The sequence below is a fragment of the Pseudomonas sp. B33.4 genome, from assembly GCF_034555375.1.
GTDB lineage: Bacteria > Pseudomonadota > Gammaproteobacteria > Pseudomonadales > Pseudomonadaceae > Aquipseudomonas.
The window spans coordinates 220,258-235,850 of sequence record NZ_CP140706.1; the positions used below are offsets into that span (position 1 = coordinate 220,258).

Here is a 15,593-nt window from a genome sequence, read left to right on the forward strand (position 1 = left end):
GTTCCCCTGTAGGAGTAAGCCTGCTCGCGATAGCGTCCTAAACGGCGACGCTGACTTCCTGCCGATCCACCGCCACCAACGTCTCGATCATCGCCCTTGCCGCCGGCGACAAGCGAAATCCGGTGCGGCTGACGATCCCGCAGCGCGCATTCATGCTCTCCAGGTTCTGCGGCAGATTGCGCCAGTGCAGCAACACCAGCGAGCCCTTGGCAATGTCCTCGACAAACGCCTCTTCCGTACCGACGCCGATCGCATTCGATTGCAGCACCACCTTCACCAGCGCCGGAAAGTGCTCAGTCTCGATGGTCGGTGAAAAATCGATGCGGCCACTGAGGTTTGCCAGCAATTTGCGAATGCCCGGCGGGATCAGCGTGGTCGCCAGCGGGTAGTCGAACATGTCGTTGGTCGACAGGCTTTCCTTGGCCAATAACGGATGCCCCGGCCGGCAAAAAAACACACCGCGTTTTGGCGTCAGTGCCTGGGTCTGGAAGTTCGGGTCGGACTCGAAATGGCGGATGTCGGCAATAAAGAATTCGATCTCTTCACGGCTCAACGCGCGACTGAGTTTTTCCCAGTTATCCACCTGAAAACAGGTGCGCACTTTCGGGTGCGCATTGATGAATTGCGCCACCGCGTCCGGTACCAGTTTCACCGCTGGCGCCGGGCCGCAACCGAAGTGCACCTCACCGGCATCGAGCTTGGTCATCTGCGTCACTTCGGCGCTGAGCAGCGCGGCACCTTGGACCAGGCTCAAGGCGTGTTGCAGCACCACCTGGCCCTCAGGCGTGGGGCGCAAATCTTTGTTGCCGCGATCCACCAGCACGCAGCCGAACTCCTGCTCGAGCCCCTGAATACTGCGGCTGAACGCCGGTTGAGTGATGCCCATCGCATCCGCCGCACGGACAAAACTGCGGTGTTCGTTGAGGGCGATGAAGTAACGCAACTGGCGAAGATCCATATGCTTTTCCGGCATCCTAAAAATAGCTCGAAGGCATTTGCGACGAGGGTTGCTAGAGGTTTTAAATGCAAGCTCTTATTCCGTCAACGAAGCATGCGAATATCTATTAGATGTAAATGGAATATAGATAGAGCGTTGTTTCGCTGCCGTCCAACCGTAAGCAGTCGATGAGGGTCTACCCATGAGCAATGCCGCACTCGCAGTAAAACCCGCTGTCCACGCGCTGGAAATTCATCCGGTGGCCGGTCGTATCGGCGCCGAGATTCGTGGCGTGCATTTGTCCGGTGAGCTGGACGCCGCCACCGTCGAAGCCATTCAACAGGCACTGGTTCAGTACAAAGTCGTGTTCTTCCGCGAACAGACCCAACTCGACGATCAGCGTCAGGAGGCCTTCGCCCATCTGCTCGGCGAGCCGGTGGCGCACCCGACCGTGCCGTCGCGTGAAGGCACGCGTTATCTGCTTGAGCTGGACGGCGCTGAAGGCCAGCGCGCCAACTCCTGGCACACCGACGTGACCTTCGTCGACGCCTACCCGAAAGCCTCGATCCTGCGCTCGGTGGTCGCCCCGGCCTTCGGCGGCGACACGCTGTGGGCCAACACCGCGACGGCGTACAACGGCTTGCCGATCGAGCTGCGTGAACTGGCCGACAAACTGGTCGCCGTGCACAGCAACGAATACGACTACGCCAGCGCCAAGCCGGACGTCTCGGCGGAGAAGCTTGAGCGCTATCGCAAGGTCTTCACCTCCACCGTTTACGAGACTGAGCACCCGGTGGTCCGCGTACACCCGATCAGCGGCGAGAAGAGCTTGCTGCTGGGGCATTTCGTCAAACGCATCAAGGGTTATTCGCAGGCGGATTCGGCACACCTGTTCGGGCTGTTGCAGAGCCATGTGATCCGTCAGGAAAACACCGTGCGCTGGCGCTGGAAGGCCGGTGACGTGGCGATCTGGGATAACCGCTCGACGCAGCACTATGCGATTGATGATTACGGGACTCAGGATCGCGTGGTGCGTCGGGTGACGTTGAAGGGTGAAGTGCCGGTTGGAGCTTCGGGACAGCGTAGCCAGACCATCAAAGGTCGCGATTGAAGATCAAAAGCCCCTCACCCCAGCCCTCTCCCAGAGGGAGAGGGAGCCGACCGAGTTGTCTCGCGTTATGCATCGACCTGAAAGATATTTATCGATTATGGATTCGGTGAAGCACGATCAGGTCGGTGTACCTCTGAAATATCTCCCATTCAGTCCCCTCTCCCTTCGGGAGAGGGTTAGGGTGAGGGGCTCTTCCCACTACCAAACACCAATCTGAACAACCTTCTCGGCTTCCGGCTCACCATAACGAAACCGCTGCCCACGCAAATCAATCTCCTGATGACTGATCGTCGTGCGCCGCTTCAACCCGCGCACCCACTCAAACAAATACCCCGCGTGTTCCTCGCGCACCGCCGCATACGCCGGTTCATCACCCAAATCATGCAACTCCTGCGGATCATTCAGCAGATCAAACAACTGCGGTCGAAAACCGTCGTACGCCAGGTATTTCCAGCGCTCGCTGCGCACCATGGTCATGCGGCAACGGTCGATCGGCTGGCCCAGACGCTCACGCGCCGGCGCCTGAAAGGCGTAGTCGTATTCGCTGATTGCATAGCGTCGCCAGTCCGGATTTTCGCCGTGCAGAAGCGGGATCAACGATCTCCCCTCAAGCCGATGCTCCGCCCCCGGCAATCCCAGTGCTTCAAGAAAGGTCGGCAACGCATCAATGGTTTCCGCCAGTCGATCATCGACTGTCCCGCGCGTCGTATCCGCCGCCACCCGAGGGTCACGAACGATCAACGGCACCCCCACCGCCTGCTCCAGCAAAAACTCCTTCTCGCCGAGCCAGTGATCACCGAGGAAATCGCCGTGATCGCTGGTGAACACGATCAACGTGTCATCCCAGCGGCCATTGCTCTGCAGAAAATCGAACAGCCGTCCGAGTTGATCATCCACCTGCTTGATCAAACCCATGTACGTAGGGATTACAGTCAATCGTACTGAGTCGCGGGAGAAGTTGAGGCTTTCCTCATGCTGGCGAAAGGCAGTGTATACGGGGTGTTTGCTGGCTTCGGAGGGCGTCGCTCGGACCGCTTCGAGAATCGATTTCGTACTGTACAAGGCGTGGTACGGCGCTGGTACGATGTAGGGCCAGTGCGGTTTGATATAGGAAAGGTGTAAACACCACGATTTCTCGCCTTGCTCGGTGATGAAGTCGATGGCTCGATTTGTAGTGTAGACAGTCTCTGAGTGTTGCTCGGGAATTCGTGCTGGCAAATTCGAATGACGCATTTTCCAACCGCTGAGGATTTCGCCGTTCTCACCTTCGGCAGCATTGGCCCAGTCGTGCCAGGGATTTTTGCCGTCGAAACCGTGCTCGCGCAGGTAATGGGTGTAGGGCGCGGATTCGCGTTTGTCGTCGAACAGCGGATCGTCGGGATAGATGCCGTCGTGGCGCATGTACGGTTCGAAGCCGACTTCGTTGAGGATTTCGGCTTGCTCGCTGTCAGGATTGATCGCCAGCCGTTGCAAGGCATCGACATTCGCCGTGGCGTGGGTCTTGCCGACCAGTGCGGTACGGATGCCGTGCGGGCGCAGGTAATCGCCGATGGTCAGTTCTTCCAGCGGCAACGGCACGGCGTTCCACGCCACTTGATGGCTGCTGACGTAGCGACCGGTATAAGCCGACATCCGCGATGGGCCGCAGATCGTGCCTTGGGTGTAGGCGCGGCTGAAACGCACGCCGGCGGCAGCGAGGCGATCGATGTTGGGTGTGTGCAGGTGCGGATGGCCATAGCAGGACAGATAATCGCGGCGCAGTTGATCGCACATGATGTACAGCACGTTGCGCACGGGGTTTGGCGGGGTGGGCATGGGGTTCACCGGTCAATGGGACAGGCGAGGTATTTCGCTAGGCGTGGGGGTGTTCGGCAAGTGCATTTGGGGAATGGGTTTTATGCAGGCAGTGCATCGGTGCCTGCACTGACGCCATCGCGAGCAGGCTCACTCCTACAGGTGAGCGCATTTCAAATGTAGGAGTGAGCCTGCTCGCGATAACGGTAGATCAGACAGCGAGTCCGTCCAGTGAACAGACTTCTTCATCCTCAGCATCAATCGCTTTGATCTGCTCAATCATCGCCTCGGCCAACGGCGATAACCGATACCCTGCCCGGCTGACAATCCCATAGCGGGTGTATAGCTCCTCAAGATCATCCGCCAACCCTTCAATGCGCAAACACACCAACTCTCCCTTGGCTTGATGCAGCGCATCGGAATACGCCCCGACAATCCCGATCGCATCGGAGCGCAGCACCACGCTGAGCAGACTCGAGCTGTTTTCACACTCGACATTCGGGGTGAAATCCGGCCGTCCACTGAGATCGACAATGACCTTGCGCAGGTTCGGCGGACGAATGCTCACCGCCAGCGGATAGCTCATCAATTGCTCTGCGCTGACCTTATCGAAAGTCGCCAGCGGATGCCCTGCGCGGCAACAGAAATGCCATTTACGCGGCCGCAACCGGTGCGTCAGATAATCCGGATCCGCCTCGAAGTAGCGTGTGTCAGCGACAAAGAATTCGAACTCCTCGCTCATCAGGCGCTTGCTCAGGCTCTGCCAGTCATCGACCTGAAATTGCACCCGCGCTTTCGGATAGCGCCCGATAAAGCTGCCGATCGCACGCGGAATCAATCCCGCCGCCGGCGCCGGCCCACAACCGAAACGCAATTCCCCAGCCTCCAGCCCATTGAACTGGCTGATCTCGTTGGCCATCTGCTTCGCACCACTGACCAGTCGCCGCGCATGTTCGAGCAGGACCTGACCCTGCTTGGTCGGCGGTAATTCCTTGCGCCCGCGATCGACCAACTGACAGCCAACGCTGTGCTCGAGTGCCTGAATGCTGCGGCTGAACGCCGACTGCGACAGGTTCACCGCCTGCGCGCCAGCCACAAAGCTGCGTTGTTCAGCCAGGGCGATGAAGTGACGAAGTTGACGCAAGTCGATATGCATTTTTCACATAAAAAATATCCGGGAAATGCATTGGATATGCATTAGGTCGACTCCTTATAAAGGCAATCTCTTATGCAGTAAATATTTGTAAAACCATAAATAAATAACTTAAAAGAATATGCAGCGCTGAAGATGTCTGTGTGTTTTTTGACCAGGAGCCGCGCCATGAGTCCGTTGAACCTTGCGTCACCCTTAACGCCACGACGGCTCAAACGCCTGCCTCTGGCCCTGTTGCTGGCAGGAAGCGCGAGCTGGACTCACGGCTACGCCGCCGATTCTGAAACCCCGGCGCCGGTGCCGGCCGGCAAGCCTGCCGCCAACAGTTCGCAACTGGAAACCGTGACCGTCACCACCCGTCGCCGCGAAGAAAGTTCGCAAGATGTACCAACGCCAATGAGCGTGGTCAGCGGGCAGAATCTGGAGACGCAACGGGTCTACCGGATTCAGGATTTGCAGCAACTGGTGCCGAGCGTCAATGTCGCCTACATGCATGCGCGGCAGTCCAGCGTATCGATCCGTGGCCTGGGTAATAACCCGGCCAGCGATGGCCTGGAAGGCAGCGTTGGTCTGTACATCGACAACGTCTATCTGGGCCGCCCGGGGATGGCGGTGTTTGACTTGATGGACATCGAACAGCTCGAAGTCTTGCGTGGGCCGCAGGGCACGCTGTTCGGCAAAAACACCACCGCCGGGGTGATCAACATCAGCACCCGCGCGCCGACCTTTACGCCCGAACGCAGCATCGAAACCTCGGTCGGCGAGGACGGTTATTTCCAGACCAAGGGCACGATTTCCGGGCCGCTCAATGATCAACTGGCCGGACGCTTTTCGGCTTATCGAACCCGTAGTGACGGCGACATCAAGAACGAATACGACGGCCATGATCTCAACGGTGGCTCGCGCGAGGGCTTCCGCGCGCAACTGCTGTTCAAGCCCAACGAAGATTTCAACCTGCGCTGGATCGGTGACTACAACGAAGAAGATTCCAGCGCCGGCACCCGCGTGTTGTACAACACCGGGCCGACCATCAACGGCGTCAACCTATATCAGTCGCGTGCCAATGCGGCTGGCGCAACGCTGGTCAACGGCTCGCACCGCAAGGTCAATCTGGACAACGACCAGCACGTCACCGTGCATCAGGGCGGCACCTCGGTGGAGGCCAACTGGACGCTGCCGAGCGACTTCACACTGACCTCGATCAGCTCCTATCGCTTCTGGAATTTCACCCCGCGCAACGACGACGGCCTCAACGTGCCGGCCAGTTACAACGCCGGGGTTTCGGTGGAAGACAAACAGTATTCGCAGGAATTTCGCCTGGCCTCGCCCAAGGGTGAGTTCTTTGATTACGTGGTCGGTGCCTACTACTTTGGCTCGGATCTGGACAATAAATCCTTTGCCTATTACGGACCCCAGGCCGATATCTGGAACGGCACGCCGGCCGGTGCACTGGCCAACGTCACCAGCGTCGGCAACGGTCATATCAAGACCGACAGCTTTGCGCTATTCGCCCAAGGCACTTGGCACCTCACCGAGCGGCTGGATTTCACCGCCGGGGTGCGTGGCACTTATGAAGAGAAATCCGCCTGGGTCACGCGCAATGCACCGGTGGGTGGTGCAACGGTGACGGGTGCTGCGGCAACGGCCAGGCGCGGTCGTGCCGGCGCTTACGATTCCGGCGACTTGAATCAGTACAGCTCCAGTCCCTCCGGGCTGCTCAACCTCAGCTATCGAATTACCGATGATGTTCTGGGCTACGCCACGTTGTCCCACGGCGAGAAATCCGGCGGGGTTAACCTCGCCGTCGGATCCGCGCCGGTGGCCGGCGCCGATTCGCTGTTGATCGGTACTGAACGCGCGAACAACGCCGAACTGGGTTTCAAGAGCACGCTGTGGGATCACCGTCTGCAACTCAACGCCAACGTGTTCTGGACTCAGGTCAACGCTTACCAGACCAACGCCTACGACGCGGAAAATCGCGTCCAGTACCTGACCAACGCCGGTTCCGTGCGTTCGCGCGGCGTCGAGTTCGAGAGCACGGTGATCCCGCTGCGCGGTCTGACCCTGAACATCAACGGCTCCTACAACGACGTTAGCTACCTCTCGTACAAAGATGCCCCGTGCCCGCCGGAAGTCAGTCAGGCGCCGGGTGCTCCAGCGTCTTGCGACCTCAGCGGGCATCAAGTGGTCGGCGCCTCGAAGTGGATCGGTAACGCCAACGGCGAATACAAATGGAATCTGGATAACGGCTTCGAACCTTACGTCACCGCGAGCTACGCATTCCGCTCGAAAGCGGTCGGTACGGTCGAGGATTCCGACTACGGCCAGATCCCCAGTTACGCCGTGGTCAACTTCTCCACCGGCCTGCGGGGCGACTTCAACCAAGGCCAGTGGGACGTGTCGCTGTGGCTGAAAAATGCCTTCGACAAAACCTACTACACGACCCTGTGGACAGGCGGCAACGGCGGCTATGAAGGCCTGCTCGGCACACCGCGCACCCTCGGCGTCACCGGTCGCTACGACTTCTGATTGGTCATTTAAGGAGCTGCATCATGTTGCGTATCAAAACCGCTTTGCCGGTGTTGCTGTCCGGCGCAGTGCTCAGTGCCGGCGCCTTCGCCGCGCCGAGTGTCTACCCGACCGGCGTCACCCGTTACGACCCGAACAAGGCGTTCAACCAGTACGTGATTTTCAGCGGCGCCGACAAACAGACACACTTGATCGACATGAACGGCAACGAGGTGAAAACCTGGCCACAGGCAGGTTTCCCGTCAGCGATCATCGATCCAAAACTGGTCGGCGGCGAGCGCGGGCATGTGCTGCTGCAACTGAGTGAAAAGGATCCCGGCAAACTCGGTTCGGCCGGCAACGGTCTGGGCAATCAGAGCGTCGGTGAACTGGACTGGAATGGCAAAGTCGTCTGGCAGTGGGGCGACAAGGCCCCCGGCGGCGCGGCGCAGCAGCATCACGATCAACGCCGGTTGAGTAACGGCAACACGGTGGTGCTGGCGAACAAGGTGCATAAGGTCAAAGGCTTCAAAGTCCCTGAGGTGATCGACGATGCGATCTATGAAGTCAGCCCCGACGGCGCGGTGAAATGGCAGTGGCTGGCGTCCGAGCATCTCAATGAATTCGGCTTCACCGCCGAGCAGTTGAAGCTGGTGCGCGCCAGTGAAAATCCGGACTACCTGCATATCAACAACCTCAGTCTGGTCGGGCCGAACAAGTGGTTCGATGCCGGTGACAAACGCTTCAATCCGGACAACCTGTTGATCGATTCACGCAACGCCAACTTCATCGCGATCATCGACAAGAACAGCGGCAAAGTGGTCTGGCGTCTCGGCCCGAACCTGCCGCTGATCAACCCGAAAACTGCGCAGAAATTGCCACGTCCGGTGGATCAGTTTGTCGGTCAGCATGATGCACACATCATCCCGGCCGGATTACCTGGCGCCGGCAATCTGCTGGTGTTCGACAACCAGGGTTCGGCGGGTTATCCGAACGTCACCCTCGGGTTGATTTCCGGCTCGCGCGTGCTGGAAATCGACCCGCTGAAAAACGAGATTATCTGGCAGTACAGCGCTGCGAATTCGAAGCAGCCTGGGTGGGCGTTCTACAGTTCATTCATCAGCAGTGCGCGGCGCCTGCCCAATGGCAACACGCTGATCGACGAGGGCATGAACGGACGGTTTTTCCAGGTGACGGCCGGCGGTGAAAACGTCTGGGAATACGTCAGCCCGTATCTTGGCAAGGCGCCGGGCAGCGACGCGATCAGCAACTGGGTGTATCGGGCGCTCCCTGTGAGTTATGACTGGGTGCCAACGGACACGCCACGCTCCGAGACAGCGGTTATTGCACCCGTTGTCGGCGTGCAGCAAACCAATGCCAGCCGTTAGTTGAATTGGAATTAGTGCTCGAACGAACGGCGATAAGTTATGAGCGGGTTGAATAGTGCTTATTGCAATTTCGTTAGTAACTCGCGTGGACAAGAGTTGAATGTCCAACCATCCTGACTGTCGTGAGTTTCCAGGAGGAAACTTGCTCTCATCGGAAGACACTTATCCCAACGATAAAGGAAATCTCGTTATGTCGAGCATTAATGGCACTTATGTAAATTCCAACTCTGGCGCCAAGCTGGTGATTACCGATGGTAATGATTCCAACGGCTCGTTCAGCGGAACGTTGAGTCAGGGTGGCGTGAATTACGACATCCGTTATGGAAACTACCATTTTCAGAACAGTACCGGTAACCCGACCACCATTGCAGTACTTGCTCAGAATGGTAATAGCGGTTATCAGACATGGACACTGTTTTCGCCGGATCATAACTACGCAAAATTGCGCGCTGCCGGCTCCCGTACAAACTTCGATGGTGATGTGGTGACCCTGGGCGGGGAATTCGTAAAACAGTAGTCTTGCTTAAAAATTTAAAAGGCCGGCGCACGAAAGTGCTCCGGTTTTTTTGTTATTCAGAAAAAATCATTATCAACTATCTACTTGGTATTAGTCGTCCTGCAAAACCGGGGCAGGCGAATTTGATGCGTTGCATGAATACTTTCGATGCCTGAAAAGCATGCACTTTCTCACCTGTCGCTGCAGCCCGCGTGGCACGTGGCTTTGGCGGAATTGATCAATTTATATATTCCATAAAAGCCTATGCATAACGTTAAAGATTACTTTCGGAGATAAGCGTCAAGCCCAATGATTCACCCATCGATTCGCCGTGGGGGATTCAACAAACGGTCGATCGGCAGTTTTTGTAGAGAACGCAAAAAGACCGCAGGGAGTGAATCAATGGGCAATGTCCAGACCGCCGCCAGCGCAGAGGAATTGCTGTGGCGTCAGACGCCGGGTGGCGAGTTGGTCGATATCGGCCGGCCGCATCGTGTGCCGTTGGGGCAGTTGCGTTTGCAGCGTGCGCCCAAGGGCATTCTGAGTCGGCGCGAAACAATTCTGCTCGGCGTGCTCGCGCTGGTGGTGCATGGCGCGGTGATCTATTGGATCAGCCAGAAGCCGACGCCGGTGCTGCCGATCGTGCCGCCGGAAATTCCGCCGATGACTATCGAGTTCTCGCGTCCGGCACCGCCAGCACCACCGGTTGTCGAGCCGCCGCCACCTGCGCCAGTGGTTGAACCACCACCGCCAGTGGAAGACGAACTCGCAGTAAAACCACCGCCGCCAAAACCCGTTCCGAAACCCAAGCCGGTGGTTAAACAGGCACCCAAGCCAGCGCCGAAAGCGGTCGAACAACCGCCCGCGCCGCCACAACCGGCAGCCCCGGTTGCGGCGCCAGCACCACCTGCTCCACCCGCGCCGGCACAGGTAACCCCGGCCTCGGCAAATGCCGCGTACCTGAAAAACCCGGCACCGGAATATCCGTCGCTGGCTCAGCGTCGCGGTTGGGAAGGCACGGTGTTGCTGCGCGTGCATGTACTGGCCAGCGGCAAACCGGGCGAGATCCAGATTGCCAAAAGCAGTGGCCGGCAACAGCTCGACGACGCGGCGCTGAACGCTGTGAAACGTTGGAGTTTTGTCCCGGCCAAGCAAGGTGATGTCGCTCAGGACGGCTGGGTCAGCGTGCCCATCGATTTCAAGATTCATTAAACCGAAACCAAATTCGCGCGAAACGTTTACACGAGGGAATACATCATGACGTTACTGGCATCTCCACTGGAATCCATCGAAAGCGCGGTGATCTGGCTGCTGGTGGTTTTTTCCGTTGCCACCTGGGGCCTGGCATTGCTCAAGGCTTGGCAGTTCGGGCGGCTGAAGGCGCAGGATCGGCGTTTTCATAAACGTTTCTGGGCGGCGTCGAGTCTGGATTCCGCTGCTGAGTTGAGCGAAACCCAACCCGGCGCTGCGGCCCGGGTGGCGCAGGCCGGTTACGCGGCGATTCAAGTGGGCGAGGCGCCGCAGGCCAATGATTTGAGCCAGGCGATCAACCATCAGGATCGTCTGGAGCGCGCATTGCGCCAGCAGATCGTTCGCGAACGGCGTTCGCTGGAAACCGGTCTGGCGGTAGTCGCGAGTATTGGTAGTACGTCGCCGTTCATTGGGTTGTTCGGCACGGTGTGGGGAATCATGGAAGCGTTGAAGGGAATCAGCGCGGCCGGTTCGGCGAGCCTGGAAACGGTGGCCGGCCCGATCGGTGCGGCACTGGTCGCAACGGGCGTGGGTATCGCCGTCGCGGTACCGGCGGTGCTGGTTTACAACTACTTTTTGCGTCGGTTGAAACTGACGGCGGCGGATCTGGATGACTTCGCCCACGACTTCTACAGCCTGGCGCAGAAGAGTGCGTTCCGCGTATTGATCCACCCGACTGCGCACAAGGTCGCAGTAACCGGCAACGCAGCAAAAGTGAAGGAGGCGTCCTGATATGGCCTTCTCCACGCAAGACAGTGACGAGGTGCTCAGCGAGATCAACGTGACGCCGCTGGTGGATGTGATGCTGGTGCTGCTGGTGGTGTTTATCGTCACCGCACCGCTGCTGACCAACGCGATCCCGATCAACCTGCCGAAGACTGAAGCGGTGGCGCCGGTCGAGCAGAAGGATCCGTTGGTGGTGAGCATTGATGGCGCCGGCAAGCTGTTTATCAACAAGGACGAGATTCAGCCGGACTTGCTGGAGTTCAACCTCAAGTCGGCGAAGGCCAAGGACCCGGAAGTGCGCGTGCAGTTGCAGGCGGATGACGGGGTGAACTACGGCGAAGTGGCGCGGGCCATGGCCTCGATTGAGCGGGCGGGGATTACCAAGTTGTCGGTGATTACTGCGCGGTGACAGATTTAACGTTTTTCCGGGGCCGTCTCCTTGGCAGGGTGCGGCCCTTTTTTTATTTCTGGCGGGGGAGAAAAGCCCCTCACCCTAACCCTCCCGAAACGTCGGACCGCCCAGAGGTAGAGGGGACTGATCTCGGTTGTTCTCACGTGTTACGCCGACCTGAAATATCCAGTCGAACTCCAAATCTGAAAACCGCATAGATCGGCTCCCTTTCCCCCTCGCCCCCTTGGGGGAGAGGGTTGGGGTGAGGGGGAAGGTATCTAAAGTCATCCACAAATCACATATGCAATTCAGGTCTTAATAAATAGCTTCTTATTCCTTAACGAATATAAATCCCCTCCCTATACTCCTTCAGGAACAGACACGACGCAGGAGAGCTCCCCATGCGCAACGAATCAATCCGCTATCTGATTGTGCCGGGCTGGCAAGGATCGCCAGAAGATCATTGGCAAAGCCACTGGCAGAACAGCCTGCCGAACAGCGCGCGAGTCGAGCAGGCCGATTGGCTGACGCCGCGTCGTGAAGATTGGGTCGCGGCATTGGCCGAAGCGATTGCTGCCGACAGCACGCCAGTGATCCTTATCGCCCACAGCCTCGGCTGCGTCACGGTTGCCCATTGGGCGGCCACGGCGCCGTTGCAATACCTGCGTCAGGTACGCGGCGCCTTGCTGGTTGCTCCAGCCGATGTCGAGCGCCCGGCCTGCGCGCCTGCGCTGCGTAACTTCGCACCGATTCCGACTGATTTGCTGCCGTTTCCGAGCCAGGTGGTCAGCTCCGATAACGACGCCGCCGTGAGTGCGCCGCGAGCGCTCGAACTGGCGCGCAACTGGGGTGCCGAGGCGGGGATTCTCGCCGGTGCCGGACACATCAACGTCAAGTCCGGGCATCAGCGTTGGGAGCAGGGTTTTGCTTATCTCTATCGCCTGCAAAACCGCATGGAACACCACGCCCGCCGCCGCGCCTGATTTATATTTCTTTCAACGCCCCCGTCTCCCGGCGGTTTTGGGCGGGAGTCTGCCATGAGTTTTGAAACCTTCGGTCAGCCATTGCTGACCTTTCCCGACGCTGAAAAAAGTCCCCTGAGCATTCGCGCCAAAGCGCTGGTGTTTGTCGACCCGCGCTCGCGGCAGTTGCGTGAAGAGCTTGAGCAACTGGCACCACGATCGGTCTCGGTGTTGATCCGCGGTGAGACCGGCACGGGCAAGGAACTGCTTGCCCGACATATCCATCGCGCCAGTGATCGCAGCGGTCTGTTCGTCTCGGTCAATTGCGGTGCGATCAGCCCAACCTACGCCGATGCCGAACTGTTCGGCTATGCCGCCGGCAGTTACAGCGGCTCAGCCAGCAGTCGCGCGGGCTGGTTCGGTTCGGCCAATGGCGGCACTTTGTATCTCGATGAAATAGGCGATTTGCCGCTGCCGATCCAGATCAAGTTGCTGGCAGCGCTGGAGAATCACGAAGTCACCCGTGTCGGTGCGCTTCAACCGAGCCCGGTGGATGTGCGCCTGGTCGCGGCGACCAGCATCGATCTGGCGCAAGCGGTGGACGCCGGCAAATTTCATGAGCGCCTCTATCACTACTTGAGCGAAGGGCAACTGGAACTGCCTGCCTTGCGCGCGCGCATCGGTGACATTCTTTCGCTGGCCGAGTATTTCCTGGGCATCTATAGCCAGCGTCTGGATCTGCCCGTGCCGCTGATCAGCGAGGCGGCGCAGCATGTGCTCGAACAACACAGTTGGCCGGGCAACACCCGCGAGCTGGAAAACGTCATTCATTTTGCGTTGCTGGTGAGTACCGGCGACGAGATTCTGCCGGAGCACCTGAACCTGCCTGAGGTGTCTGGGCCGCAGCTTCAGATCGAACGGCTGGTTGCACAAATCAACATCGGCGGCAGCGTAGATGAGCGTAAGGCATTGAAAGATTTGCTGATTCGTTTGGGTGAGGCGTTGTAACCGTTTCGTTCAACATGAACAAAATGGAATATGAAGCTGAATAAACGTTATTGTCCGGGAATAAAAAATCCCGGTATTGTCCGACCCACGCCAGCGATATCACTTCACTGGCACACGTATTAATGCCGTCGTCGATGACGACCGTGATTTTCGATAAGGACACTGCATGAAAAAGGTTCTGTTGTTTACCGCATTGGCGGCTGCTCTGACTGCTTCCCTGGCCAATGCCGGCGAGAAACTGGTGGTTGCCGCGACCCCGGTCCCGCACGCTGAAATCCTCGAGCTGATCAAACCGACCCTGGCCAAAGAAGGCGTGGATCTGGAAATCAAAGTCTTCACCGACTACGTTCAGCCGAACGTACAGGTTGGCGAGAAGCGTCTGGACGCCAACTACTTCCAGACCCTGCCGTACCTGAACAGCTTCAACCAGGGCAAATACAAGGACGACAAGTCCAAGTACCTGGTGACCGTGCAGGGCGTGCACGTTGAACCGTTTGGTGGCTACTCGAGCAAGTACAAGACCCTGGCTGAACTGCCGGACGGCGCGACCATCGCGATCCCGAACGAAGGCAGCAACAGCGGCCGTGCGCTGATCCTGCTGCAAAAGGCTGGCCTGATCGAACTGAAAGATCCGAAAAACGCGGTGGCAACGCCGAAAGACATCGCCAAGAACCCGCACAACTTCAAGTTCAAGGAACTGGAATCGGCCCTGCTGCCACGCGTGCTAAAGGAAGTTGATCTGGACATGATCAACACCAACTACGCGCTGGAAGCCAAGTTGAACCCGCAGAAAGATGCGCTGGTGATTGAAGGCGCTGACTCGCCGTACGTGAACTTCCTGGTGGCCCGTGAGGACAACAAGAACAGCGACGCGATCCAGAAACTGGCCAAAGCCCTGACCAGCCCGGAAGTCAAAGCGTTCATCGAGAAGAAGTACAACGGCGCGGTACTGCCGGCGTTCTGATCTGACGCTTGAGTGAACCCCTTCAAGGTATGAAAACGCCGATGGCCAGTGATGGGCATCGGCGTTTTTGTGTGTGCGTTGGAAAAGCCCCTCACCCTGACCCTCTCCCAGAGGGAGAGGGGACTGATCGGGGGATGCTGTAGAGGTACGCCGACGTGAAAGATCTCTGCTGAATCCATAATCGACTCGATCTTTCAGGTCGATGTTTGACGTAAGACACCTCGGTAGGCTCCCTCTCCTGGAGGGAGAGGGGACTGATCGGGGGATGTCGTAGCGGTACGCCGATTTGAAAGATCTCTGCCGAATCCATAATCGACTCGGTCTTTCAGGTCGATGTATGACGCAAGACACCTCGGTCGGCTCCCTCTCCTGGAGGGAGAGGGGACTGATCGGGGGGATGTCGTAGCGGTACGCCGATGTGAAAGATCTCTGCCGAATCCATAATCGACTCGGTCTTTCAGGTCGATGTATGACGCAAGACACCTCGGTCGGCTCCCTCTCCCTCCGGGAGAGGGCTGGGGTGAGGGGCTTTTGATTTACGCTGTGGCCTTCAGCGCCCGCCTCAACGCCACCAACAATTTCACAATTTCCTGCGGATCCAGTCGCTGCGGCACTTTTACGTCCATGTTCTCTTCCTTGTTATGGGTTTGGCCGGGGGAGTCTGGCCAAAAGCTGTTCGTCCTTGGAGGGCTTTCGTGAAAAAAAGATCCGTCCTACAGCGAAAAGGAAAATAGCCTTCTTATTCCTTCCCGGCAAACCCACAGGATAGTTTTTTGGGTGATATCAATATGCTTTAACGGTATTTAAATTCTCGTTTTTATACCTATAAAGTCGGTGCTTGCCGGACAGCCACCCGCTGTCCATGGACTGCACCACCGTCGCTTACCGAGCGGCGTTCAGGACG

At 58.1% G+C, this 15,593-nt stretch carries 13 protein-coding genes; 10 read left to right on the plus strand and 3 right to left on the minus strand.

Annotated features, from left to right (window positions below; genetic code table 11):
* Positions 1 to 37 precede the first annotated feature (37 nt).
* Entirely contained in the window at positions 38 to 958 is a 921-nt protein-coding gene (locus U6037_RS00965; RefSeq protein ID WP_007917649.1) for a LysR family transcriptional regulator, read from the minus strand.
* Between the two features lie 181 nt (positions 959 to 1,139).
* Here U6037_RS00965 and U6037_RS00970 point away from each other — a divergent pair, with 181 nt between their 5' ends.
* Positions 1,140 to 2,048 carry a TauD/TfdA family dioxygenase gene (locus U6037_RS00970; protein ID WP_322845500.1) on the plus strand — a complete coding sequence of 303 codons (909 nt, stop codon included), beginning with the start codon at positions 1,140 to 1,142 and terminating at the stop codon, positions 2,046 to 2,048.
* A 198-nt stretch (positions 2,049 to 2,246) separates the two neighbouring features.
* Here the strand turns inward: U6037_RS00970 and U6037_RS00975 are convergent, their stop codons facing one another.
* Together U6037_RS00975 and U6037_RS00980 are read right to left on the minus strand one after the other, a co-directional pair.
* Positions 2,247 to 3,863, minus strand: coding sequence for an alkaline phosphatase family protein (locus U6037_RS00975; RefSeq protein WP_322845501.1), 1,617 nt, complete (start codon positions 3,861 to 3,863; stop codon positions 2,247 to 2,249).
* A gap of 190 nt (positions 3,864 to 4,053) precedes the next feature.
* Positions 4,054 to 4,998 (minus strand): LysR family transcriptional regulator, encoded by a 945-nt coding sequence (locus tag U6037_RS00980; protein WP_322845502.1) that lies wholly within the window; start codon positions 4,996 to 4,998, stop codon positions 4,054 to 4,056.
* Between the two features lie 165 nt (positions 4,999 to 5,163).
* Here U6037_RS00980 and U6037_RS00985 point away from each other — a divergent pair, with 165 nt between their 5' ends.
* The 9 genes from U6037_RS00985 (at position 5,164) to U6037_RS01025 (ending at position 14,689) form a co-directional block, all read left to right on the plus strand.
* Positions 5,164 to 7,524 carry a TonB-dependent receptor gene (locus tag U6037_RS00985; RefSeq protein WP_322845503.1) on the plus strand — a complete coding sequence of 787 codons (2,361 nt, stop codon included), beginning with the start codon at positions 5,164 to 5,166 and terminating at the stop codon, positions 7,522 to 7,524.
* 23 nt (positions 7,525 to 7,547) lie between these two features.
* A complete protein-coding gene (locus U6037_RS00990; RefSeq protein ID WP_322845504.1) occupies positions 7,548 to 8,891 on the plus strand; it encodes an aryl-sulfate sulfotransferase in 1,344 nt (447 codons plus the stop codon).
* A gap of 100 nt (positions 8,892 to 8,991) precedes the next feature.
* Positions 8,992 to 9,408 carry a hypothetical protein gene (locus tag U6037_RS00995; RefSeq protein ID WP_322845505.1) on the plus strand — a complete coding sequence of 139 codons (417 nt, stop codon included), beginning with the start codon at positions 8,992 to 8,994 and terminating at the stop codon, positions 9,406 to 9,408.
* A 381-nt stretch (positions 9,409 to 9,789) separates the two neighbouring features.
* Entirely contained in the window at positions 9,790 to 10,599 is an 810-nt protein-coding gene (locus tag U6037_RS01000) for an energy transducer TonB (protein WP_322845506.1), read from the plus strand.
* Between the two features lie 45 nt (positions 10,600 to 10,644).
* Positions 10,645 to 11,370, plus strand: a complete 726-nt coding sequence (locus tag U6037_RS01005; protein WP_007919147.1) for a MotA/TolQ/ExbB proton channel family protein — start codon at positions 10,645 to 10,647, stop codon at positions 11,368 to 11,370.
* Position 11,371: 1 nt separating this feature from the next.
* The gene (locus U6037_RS01010; RefSeq protein WP_003220570.1) at positions 11,372 to 11,773 is read left to right on the plus strand and encodes an ExbD/TolR family protein; all 402 of its coding nucleotides are present in this window, start codon (positions 11,372 to 11,374) and stop codon (positions 11,771 to 11,773) included.
* 383 nt (positions 11,774 to 12,156) lie between these two features.
* A complete protein-coding gene (locus tag U6037_RS01015; RefSeq protein ID WP_077570156.1) occupies positions 12,157 to 12,738 on the plus strand; it encodes an alpha/beta hydrolase in 582 nt (193 codons plus the stop codon).
* A 54-nt stretch (positions 12,739 to 12,792) separates the two neighbouring features.
* Positions 12,793 to 13,725, plus strand: coding sequence for a sigma 54-interacting transcriptional regulator (locus U6037_RS01020; protein ID WP_322845507.1), 933 nt, complete (start codon positions 12,793 to 12,795; stop codon positions 13,723 to 13,725).
* Between the two features lie 166 nt (positions 13,726 to 13,891).
* Complete coding sequence (locus tag U6037_RS01025; protein ID WP_322845508.1) at positions 13,892 to 14,689, plus strand: MetQ/NlpA family ABC transporter substrate-binding protein; 798 nt, start codon at positions 13,892 to 13,894, stop codon at positions 14,687 to 14,689.
* Positions 14,690 to 15,593: the final 904 nt, after the last annotated feature.

Coding starts and splice junctions, on each gene's coding strand:
- U6037_RS00965 (WP_007917649.1), bottom strand. CDS start 958: ATGGATCTTCGCCAGTTGCGTTACTTCATCGCCCTCAACGAACACCGC.
- U6037_RS00970 (WP_322845500.1), top strand. CDS start 1,140: ATGAGCAATGCCGCACTCGCAGTAAAACCCGCTGTCCACGCGCTGGAA.
- U6037_RS00975 (WP_322845501.1), bottom strand. CDS start 3,863: ATGCCCACCCCGCCAAACCCCGTGCGCAACGTGCTGTACATCATGTGC.
- U6037_RS00980 (WP_322845502.1), bottom strand. CDS start 4,998: ATGCATATCGACTTGCGTCAACTTCGTCACTTCATCGCCCTGGCTGAA.
- U6037_RS00985 (WP_322845503.1), top strand. CDS start 5,164: ATGAGTCCGTTGAACCTTGCGTCACCCTTAACGCCACGACGGCTCAAA.
- U6037_RS00990 (WP_322845504.1), top strand. CDS start 7,548: ATGTTGCGTATCAAAACCGCTTTGCCGGTGTTGCTGTCCGGCGCAGTG.
- U6037_RS00995 (WP_322845505.1), top strand. CDS start 8,992: ATGTCCAACCATCCTGACTGTCGTGAGTTTCCAGGAGGAAACTTGCTC.
- U6037_RS01000 (WP_322845506.1), top strand. CDS start 9,790: ATGGGCAATGTCCAGACCGCCGCCAGCGCAGAGGAATTGCTGTGGCGT.
- U6037_RS01005 (WP_007919147.1), top strand. CDS start 10,645: ATGACGTTACTGGCATCTCCACTGGAATCCATCGAAAGCGCGGTGATC.
- U6037_RS01010 (WP_003220570.1), top strand. CDS start 11,372: ATGGCCTTCTCCACGCAAGACAGTGACGAGGTGCTCAGCGAGATCAAC.
- U6037_RS01015 (WP_077570156.1), top strand. CDS start 12,157: ATGCGCAACGAATCAATCCGCTATCTGATTGTGCCGGGCTGGCAAGGA.
- U6037_RS01020 (WP_322845507.1), top strand. CDS start 12,793: ATGAGTTTTGAAACCTTCGGTCAGCCATTGCTGACCTTTCCCGACGCT.
- U6037_RS01025 (WP_322845508.1), top strand. CDS start 13,892: ATGAAAAAGGTTCTGTTGTTTACCGCATTGGCGGCTGCTCTGACTGCT.